This is a genomic window from Dellaglioa sp. CoH-57-MRSF-20 (assembly GCF_056781955.1).
Genome location: NZ_JBXAXV010000126.1, coordinates 1 through 443 on the forward strand (window position 1 = coordinate 1; position 443 = coordinate 443).

Here is a 443-nt window from a genome sequence, read left to right on the forward strand (position 1 = left end):
TTCGTCACAGTCCGGTAGATGCGGACCGTAACAAAACCCTGCGACCTATTACGCGGGTCCGATGTAGTCGTCAAGAGGCGCGTGATGTAGAGCCAGCCACGCCGACTCCGAACCTTCGAAACTTCCCAGTCTGCTTCGCCTTCAACCAAAAAGTCGAAGTTGTACACGGGAAGCGGATCGCCAACTTTTGCCAGTGCTTCAGAAAGGAGTGTGCCCATATTACACCACCTGTAGCGTGAGGGTGACGGGGAACGCGGTCACACCCTCCTGATTTGTTGCTTGCACCGAGAACGTGAAGGTGTAGTCGCCCGGAGCCGGGGTCTTCAGGCACAGAATGCGCACTGTATCAAACAGGACCTGACCTTGGCCCACCACCGTCTGCCCGATACCGGTCAGCACCGAGGCCTTGAATTCACCGGTAGGCGGATTCGATACGATCGCGA

At 56.9% G+C, this 443-nt stretch carries 2 protein-coding genes; both read right to left on the minus strand.

Going from position 1 to position 443, the window contains the following annotated elements; translation table 11 throughout:
- A partial coding sequence (locus tag AC1RPN_RS08445) for a hypothetical protein (RefSeq protein ID WP_481763753.1) occupies positions 1 to 218 on the minus strand: 218 nt, incomplete at its 3' end.
- A gap of 1 nt (position 219) precedes the next feature.
- The coding region (locus AC1RPN_RS08450) for a hypothetical protein (protein ID WP_481763754.1) at positions 220 to 443 on the minus strand (224 nt) is incomplete at its 5' end.